5 protein-coding genes are annotated in these 8,443 nt (G+C 67.4%); all 5 read left to right on the forward strand.

Annotated elements, in window-relative coordinates; all coding sequences use genetic code 11:
• The coding region (locus SX243_24040) for a hypothetical protein (GenBank protein ID MDY7096058.1) at nt 1-552 on the forward strand (552 nt) is incomplete at its 5' end.
• Nucleotides 545-2,251: a hypothetical protein gene (locus SX243_24045; GenBank protein MDY7096059.1), complete on the forward strand. Its 1,707-nt coding sequence runs from the start codon at nt 545-547 to the stop codon at nt 2,249-2,251. The genes SX243_24040 and SX243_24045, both read left to right, overlap by 8 nt.
• Entirely contained in the window at nt 2,251-3,357 is a 1,107-nt protein-coding gene (locus tag SX243_24050) for a hypothetical protein (GenBank protein ID MDY7096060.1), read from the forward strand. The genes SX243_24045 and SX243_24050 overlap by 1 nt, the downstream gene beginning before the upstream one ends.
• Nucleotides 3,354-7,781 (forward strand): hypothetical protein, encoded by a 4,428-nt coding sequence (locus tag SX243_24055; GenBank protein ID MDY7096061.1) that lies wholly within the window; start codon nt 3,354-3,356, stop codon nt 7,779-7,781. Before SX243_24050 ends, SX243_24055 begins: the two co-directional genes overlap by 4 nt.
• Nucleotides 7,778-8,443: hypothetical protein (locus SX243_24060; GenBank protein ID MDY7096062.1), on the forward strand; the 666-nt coding region annotated here is incomplete at its 3' end. The genes SX243_24055 and SX243_24060, both read left to right, overlap by 4 nt.

The following is an 8,443-nucleotide window of genomic DNA, read 5'->3' on the forward strand; positions in this document are numbered from 1 at the left end:
CACCGCTTGACCCTGAGCAAGAACACCGCCGAGGCAGGATTGGCACCGGTCTACGAGCGCCTGGCGGACGAGGTCACTGCCTCCCTCTACGAGGTGGTGGGCCTCACCGCCAGCGTGCCCCGGGCCATGTGGAACCCGGATCCGGTGAACGAGCTGTCCTCCGACACGGTGATTCCCGACGTGGTGGTGGGGCTGCGGCTACGGCCCAAGCCCTACGATTACGACGTCACTCTGCCGGTGCCCATCGAGAATCTCCAATTCGCCCGTCCCGGCGTCAGCGACTTCCAATGGGGCAACGTTCAGCCCCCCACCCAACCCCAATATTGCAATGTGCCCCAATGCACTCCGCGGGAGGTCATCACCGCCGAAATGAACGCATTGAGCAATCCCGAAGTGCTCCAGACCCGTCAGCAGCTGCTGGCGGAGCTGGCCGCCGCCGGTCTGCCCACCTACGTGGACGTGGACACCAGCCTGCTGGCGGAGACCGCCGACCAGGTCTTCCTGGCGGCTCCCACCCTCGTACCCCTGGGAGGTTTGGTGGACCATGAGTGAGCTCGACACCTCGTTGGATCAAGAGGACACCAAGGAGCTGGACGTGCCTTCCTTCTCCTCTCCGGCGCAGCAGGAGGACGCTGGCGAAGCGTCCTCGAAGCCGGCTTCCCAGGAGGCTACGGAAGACTCCCCGGCAGCGCCGGCGGGCTCCGGATTGCTGCGGGATCCTTCTCTCAAGCACAGCCAGTGGGTGCAGGCGGAGGATCTGGAGATCGTCTTCGTGGACGCCGCTCCGCCGCCGCTGCCGGCGGGGGACTTCCGCCTCGCGCTGGACGAGACCCTGGCCTGGGACGGCGGTTCCGCCGACGCCATCCACAGCGAGTACGACTTCACCGTCAACGGCCCGCGCTTCACCCTCGATCCGGCGCTGGTGCACTCCATGTTCCCGCCGCCGGGCAATCGCGGGCACTTCCAAAAGTACCTGCCGCACCTGGTCTTCGATCGCCGCAGCCTGCCCTGGGAGCGCACCGTCGACGGCTCGCTCCCCCAGGACAAACCTTTCGTGCCGTGGCTGTGGCTGTTGAGCCTCGACGCATCGGAGATCAACGCCGATCCCCAGAATCCCATCGCCATCCAGACCGTCACCGTCACCCAATTGCTCAACCCGCCGGCGCGGGTGTTGGGGCCCCACCTCGCCTTCGAGACCGGCGAAGACCTGGACTCCCAGCTGATGGTGGTGGACGTCCCCACGGCCCTGATCAACCAGCTGGTGCCGAGCCGGGAGGATCTGATCTACACCGCCGGAGCCCGGTTGGTGAGCGTGATGAACAAGGAGCTCACCGCCACCACCGAGACCGGCTGGTTCTCGGCGGTGGTCGCCAACCGATTCCCCGCCAACGGCCAGAGCAACACGCAATTCCTGGTCTCCATGGAGGGGTATGGCACCGAGGAGACCGACATCTTCTTTCCCAACCAGGTCGATCCGGCGAAATACGATGCGGTGCGCTTCGTGGTGCTGCTGTCCTGGACCTTCGAGAACGTCGACGACGACCAGACCTTCGACCAGCTCACCGCGGGCCTCTCCGTCGACCGGCTGCAGCTTCCCGGCACCGGAGCCCATAACCAGATTACGAGCAATCAGGTGGCGAGCGCCTTCAGCATGGGCTACACCGCCCTCAATCACACCACCCGCCAGGGCGAGCCCAACGTCAGCTGGTACCGCGGCCCCATGCTGCCCCTCACTATGCCCAAGAACACTCCGGACTCTTACGCCAACGGCGACGCGGCGCTGCGCTTCGACCCCGCCACCGGCCTCTTCGACGTCAGCTACGCCGCGGCCTGGCAGGTGGGGCGGCTGCTGGGACTGCAGGACGGCGAGTTCGCCGCGGCCATCGCCCGGCTGCGGGACGATCATCAGAACGCCCTCATGACCCTCGCCTCCCGGAGCTTCTTGATGCATCGGCTGAGCTTCCGGCTGCCGCTGCCGGAGGACTTCCAGGAGCTCCTGGGGCGGCAGGTCTTCGACCGCGCTTGGATGAAGGCCTGGGGCCAGGTCCTGGGGCCGCGGCTGGTGCCGCCCGCCGGGGAGGATCGTCCGCCGCTGCTGGGTGCGCCGGCGGATCCCTCGGGCCTCGAACGGCGCCGCCCCAGCCTGCCGGGGCTGCTCGAACGGTCCGAAGTACTGGAGGTCTTGGAGCAGCCCCCGGACGAGGTCTTGGACGCTCTGCTGGCGAAGATTCACCGAGGAGGAAAGCGCTGATGCCGACCCTAGTTCCGAGCGCCGAGCTCTTTCGTCATATCTCCGAGCTGGTGGCCCGGCCGGCCCACTGGCGGGCCCTCTTGAGGCCTACCGAAGGGCAGGGAGACGATCCCCAGCACCTGGTGGAGGAATTCATCGGCCGGCTGCGCCGCCTGGAGGGGATCCCTTTTCCTTACCTGGTGCCGGACAACGCCATGCTGCCGCCGGAGTCCATCCGCTTTTTCACCCTCGACCAGAATTGGGTCGACGCCCTTTGTGACGGTGCGTTGAGCTTGGGGCGGCTCACCGACATGGACCAGCAGCACGACGCCGCGGTGGGGCCGGTGCTGGTGCGCCGGTCGGAGCACCCGATGATCAACCACCGCCGCCGCCGGCTGCGGCGGCCGGCGCAGGCGGTGCCGGAGGCGGAGACGAATTACAGCGGCTTTCTGCTGCGCTCGGCGCTGGTCTCCGGCTGGCCGGGGCTGGAGGTGCGGGCCACCGCGGCGGCCAGCGGCAGCGGCCCCAACACCCAATGCAGCGGCGCCGAGGTGGAGTTGATCCGCATGAGCCGGCTGTCGCCGGACGTGCTCCTCTGCCTCTTTGCCGGTCCCTTCGGCTGCGTCCAGATCCACGAGCCCAAGGAGGGCATCACCTACGGCGCCATTCTCTCCCTGGGCGAAGACGCCGACGGGGCCCCAACCGCCCAGCTGCAGGCCGACAGCTATTCCAAGCAGCTGCGCGGCCTGGGCATCGGTGGCTACACGGTGGGGGAGTTCATCGACGGCGCCGAGGTGCCGGTGCCGCTGCGCTCCGCCAGTACCCGGGTGGTGGAGATCAACCAGCTGCGCAAGAGCATGGTGAGCAAGCTCAAGGGGCTCTCGCCCCCCGCCTGGGAAGGTTCGGAAGAGGCCTTCACCAGCGCTCATTTCGCCCTCCAAATGGTCGAGGGCGCCAGCCAGCACATCTTCCGCGCCACTGATTCTTCCGAAGCTGCTTCCGAAGCTTCCTCCAAAGCTGACACCGGCCAGCCAGCCCGGCGCAAACCCGTCGCCGAGCAGCTGGCGGAGGATCGGGCAGCCCTCAATCGCTTCTTATTCGACTCCCGTGAGGAGGATCCCTCGTGAGCGCAGGTCATTCTTTTGGTGCCGATTCTTCGCCCCATTCCTTGTCCGGGGCCACCGACGACGCTCCGCGGCTGCTGGTGCCCATGGCGGTGGAGGCCCTGCTCATCGGGGCCAACCGCGAGGCCACCACGTGGTCCAACGTCACCCCCAACTTCGGGCTCCTGGAGTTCGGTCTCACCCTGGGCACCGAGCTCGAGCCCCAGCCGTTCCAGACCGCCGTCGAGATGCCCGCCGGAGCGCATCTGCGCTGGGCGCTGCCGGATGCCCTGACCCACGGCGTTCAGGGGCAGGCGGCGGCCCGGGCGATCCTCGACGGCGGTGGGGTGGGCAGCATCGAGGTGCTCCAGCCTTCCTTCGGCTACGATCCCGCGGATCCGCCCTTCGTCACCTTCAGCGGCGGCGGCGGCACCGGAGCCCGCGCCGAGGCCCAGGTCTCCGCCTCCGGCGAGGTCACCGCCATCACCGTCACCGCCCCCGGCGCGGGCTACGAGGAGCCGCCGACGGTGGCCATCGGTTCCAGCGACGAGATCCGCTATCCCCAGGCCCCCAACCGCTGGTTCGTGCTGCGCAGTCACGCTGATGACGAGGGCAAGACCGTCGGTTTGAAGAGCTGGGTGGTGGTCAGCGACGAGCTGAGCAAGAACCAATACGGGCGGGTGGTGGAAGGCCCCATCAGCAAGGATCTGGAGCCGGAGCTCAAGAACGGTCCCATCTCGGCGCCGCTACGGCAGGCCCTGGAGCAGGATCTGGGTCTGACCATCGCTTCCACCGCCAGCCTCAGCTTCAACCGCGAAGCCCAGGTCTGGTATCTGAAGAACGGCACTTTCTACTACTCCCTGGTGCCCCGGGAGGCCGATATCCAGGTGCTCGGCTATTCCGCCGTCTCCTGGCCGCAGAACCTCGATGAGCCGTACGAAAACAGCAACTGGCCTCTGTGGAGGTACATCGGCCGCGCCTACCCTTACTCCATCTGGGACGGCGGCAATCCGCCGGAGTCGGAGTCCAACCTCACCGCCCTAGGCCCCGGCGACCCGGTCTTCTCCGCCGCCTATCCCAACAGCCGCAGCGTCTTCGGCTTCTACGACGACCTGCGGGAGCTGCCCCAGGGCGGCAAGGTCACTTACATGGTCGCCGGTTGGTATGCCGACCCGGCGGAGAACCCCCTCTTCGGTGCCAACACCGCCGCGGTTTGGGAAGAACGCATGGCGGAGCTGCGCTGGTGTCTGCAAGAGGATCCGGGAGGATTCCCCGCCGGGTCGGTGTGCGATGCGCCCATCGAAGGGGAATCCGCCGAGGCCGGGCCGGAGGAGGATCCGGCGCTGCCCACGGACATCCTGTGCCAGGGCATGGTCTATGCGGTGGACTGGCAGGGCGCGGACGCCGACTATCCCAGCGGCATCCCCGAGGGCACCCCGGAGATCGCCGTCGGCAACACTTCGGCGGAGGCCATCTCGGCGCTGGTGGCCCGGGAGCTGGCGGAGGATGGGCACACCGTGACCCCAGACGGAATCGGCATCGAGGAGCTCTTCGAAGCCTTCATCTACGACGCTCTGGACGTGCTCCAGCAGCCCGACGGCGTGGTCAAGCTGGAGCAGATCCTCCACGACCACACCTTCGGCCGGCGGCCCGCCGGCGCCATCTTCCAGGTGCAGCTGCGGGACAGCCAGCGGGCCGAGGAGCGGGACGACGACTCCAGCGGCGAGCCCTTCCCGGCCCCGGTGGGGCAGGCCCTCACCGCGGTCAACAACCTGCAGCGCCAGCTCACCGCCGAGGAGAACCAGCTCCAGAGTCTGCAATGGGAGCTGTATTCGGCGTGGTTCCGCAAGGCGCTGCTGGACTTCTCGCCGCTGCTGGCCAAGGGGGAGGACGTCTCCCGGGTGGTGGACGAGATCTTCACCCGCTTCGAGGGCACGGCCCTGATCCTGCCTCGGGAGGAGCTGGACCGCCGACTGCGCGCCGCCAGCAACCAGGGGGTCGCCAGCAACGGCATCACCACCCAGCAGATCATCGAGGTCATCGAGCGCCTCGAGGAGCAGGTGCGCGATGCTCAAGGGCAGCTCGCCACCACCGAGCAGCAACGGGATGCCGCCGCCAACAATCTGCAGCAGCAGGTGGCCCAGCTGATGCCCGCCTACCAGGTGGTCCTGGCCCCCGCCGCCGGCTACTGGCAGGGCAACGATCCGGTGGTGCTTTTCGCCGGCGACGGCGTCCAGCGCTCCTTTGCCCACGGCGAGGACGAAGCCCTGGCGGAAGGCCAGAGCCTGCCCTGCCGCATCACCGGCCAGACCGTCAGCGGCCTCACCACCCCGGTGCCGGGCCACGAGAGCCAGACCATCACCGAGACTCAGCTGCAGGTCTACTACGGCCAGTTCCCGTCGGGGCCGGCGATCCCCGCCGACGTCCAGGCCTTGTTCATCGAGACGCTGCTCTTGGACACCACGATGGACCGCCTCATGTCCCTCTCCGCCTGGGGGTTGGCGGGGGTGGACGACCCCAACGAGCAGCAGATCGCGGCGGTGGCCCAGAGCATCGAGCAGATCCAGACCGCTCCCTTCAATGGCTATCTCTACCGCGACCTCCGAGCCCTCCATCCGGTCTTGAGGCCCCAGCGGCTGGCGCTGGCGGCGGGGCTCACCGGGGTCTATCCCTACAAGCTGGCGGTGGATCCTTGGGCTCAGCCCTGGGCCCCCATCTATGTGCAATGGGACGTGTTCTGGAACGCTTCTGCGCGGATGCCCGGAGAGCTCAAGATCTGCGACACCTCCGGACCCAGCTGCAACGAAAAGTGGATGTTCACCGAGACCGACTACGCGTGGAACACCCAATTCCAGCCGGGGGACCCCGGAGACCCCAAATTCCGCTACAGCGGCCGCACGGTGCTCACCCCCAACACGCCGGAGAACCTGGCGCAGCGGCTGCTCGAGTACATCGAGGATCACCCCGACTCGCCCTATAGGGAAGAGCTGATGGCGATCTACGAGGAACTGAAGAATCTCGAGGTGCTGTCCCAAAGCTTGAGCGGTTTCAGCAACAGCCTGGTGATGCGCCGGGAGACCCTCCAGATGCCGGTGGTGGACTTCTTCAACGAGAATCTCGGCCGGCAGGTGACCCAGGGCATCGACCAGCAGAATGAATTCTCGCCGCTGCCGGACAACGGCTACTCCCCGCTGCGCGCCGGCCACTGCAAGATCGTGCGCCTGTGGGTGGTGGGAGCCTTCGGACAGAGTCAGCGCCTGGTAGACGAAGGTCAGCAATATGATCCGGTGCTCTCCAAGCCCTTGATCACCGAGGGCCATCCCAGCCTCATCCAGCTGACCCCACGGGTGGTTCAGCCGAGCCGTCTGAGCATCGAGTGGATCGACTCCCGGGACGACCAGGTGATCACCACCTCCGATCCCGCCACCTCGCCCCTCATCGGTTGGATCGTGCCCAACTACTTCGACAGCTCGCTGATGGTCTACGACGAGGCCGGGGGCTCGTTGGGGGCCTTGCAGCTCTTGGACGGTGCCCTCGGCGGCGACGGCTCGGCGGTGCGCTGGGTGGAGACGCCGGGCACCACCACCGCGGTGGGGGCCCAGCCGTCCCTGGACGACCCCAACCTCAACCCTCACCTCAAGAGCTTCATCAACGGCCTGCTGCACTTCGGCGGCGTCGGTGAGCGCGCCTTGAGCGATTTCATCGTGGTGCTCAACCGCACCCTCTCCACCATCGTGCTCACCGGCAGCGCCGCCAACTACGGCAACCTGCCGGTGCTGGTGGGGCGGCCCATGGCGCTGGTGCGCATGGCGATGAAGGTGGAGCTCGAGGGATTGCCGGACTACAACGAGAGCTGGGATGCCCTGAAACATTTCTACGACACCAGCCAGTTCGTCACCGACGGATTCCTCGACGTCGAGCTGCCGGTGCAGATCGGCGACGTCCGGCAGCAGCGGGACGGAGTGGTGGGCTACTTTCTCGGCGACGACTACCAGCGCTTCAACTCCAAGCTGTTAGAGGCGCCGGTGGAGCGTTCCGACTACGTCCGGTACCAGCAACGGGTGCGGCTCACCGCCAACCCGGCGGCGGAGCCCACCTACGTCACCATGGTGGCGGACCCGCGGGCGCCCATCCACGTTCTCGCCGACTTCGTGCCGCAGATCGAGCGCGACCTGCCCACCGCCGGCGTCTCCCAGGCCCTTGCCGCCATCGACCTGACCTTCCGCGTCGGCCCGGTGCTGGCGGAGCAGGGCGCCTTCCAGGTGCCCCTTCCGGCGGATATCCACGGTAGCTGGTCCTGGGTCACCCAGCCCAACGTCACCGTCTGGAGCCCGCCTCAGGAAATCCAGGGCCAGGACAGCATCGCCCGCTTCCCGCAGGCGCCCTACCGCATCAACGACGGCTGGCTGAAGCTCAGCGACGCCTTCGTGGACGGGAGAGACAAATGACCTCGGATTCCCGGCTGCAGCTGCTCTATTTGCTGGCCAACCCCAAGCTGAGCTCCCAGGCCCAAGTGGCGGTGACGGTGGATCCCAGCCTGCCGACCCTCAACACCCTGGAGATCCACATCCAGAACCCCGATGCGGCACCGGTGGTGGAGATGGAGAATGTCGCCCGCTTGACCCCCGAGGATCCGCTTCCCGGGGCTGAGCAGAGCTACACCGGACCGCGGCTGGACCGGCTTTACGTGTACTTCCCCTGGGGACCGGAGTCGGGCCGGCTGGCGACCCGCGAGCTGGCGGCGGCGTTCACCCTCTCGCCGGCGCCGGACAACCCCAACTGGTGGGTCTCGCCCATGACCTCGTCGGCTCTCGGCCCCTACTGGGCGCTCTTCCCCCAGACCGAGGCGATCCTCCGGGCCAACGAGAGCGTGCGCTTCGTGCTCTCCGGCGTGCAAACCCTCAACCCGCCGGGCAGCACCACCACCTTCATCGTCGAGAAGCGGGTTACCGGCTATCGGGAACAGACCGACCGCGATACCCCGGTGCTGTTGATGGATGCTGCGCCGGTCATCACCTCCCTCACCGCCGATCCCAAGCGGGTGCCTCCGGGGCATGCCTCGAAGCTCGCCGGGACTCACCGTCACACTCTGGGCATTCCAGGTGGTCCA

Source organism: Acidobacteriota bacterium (assembly GCA_034211275.1).
GTDB lineage: Bacteria > Acidobacteriota > Thermoanaerobaculia > Multivoradales > JAHZIX01 > JAGQSE01.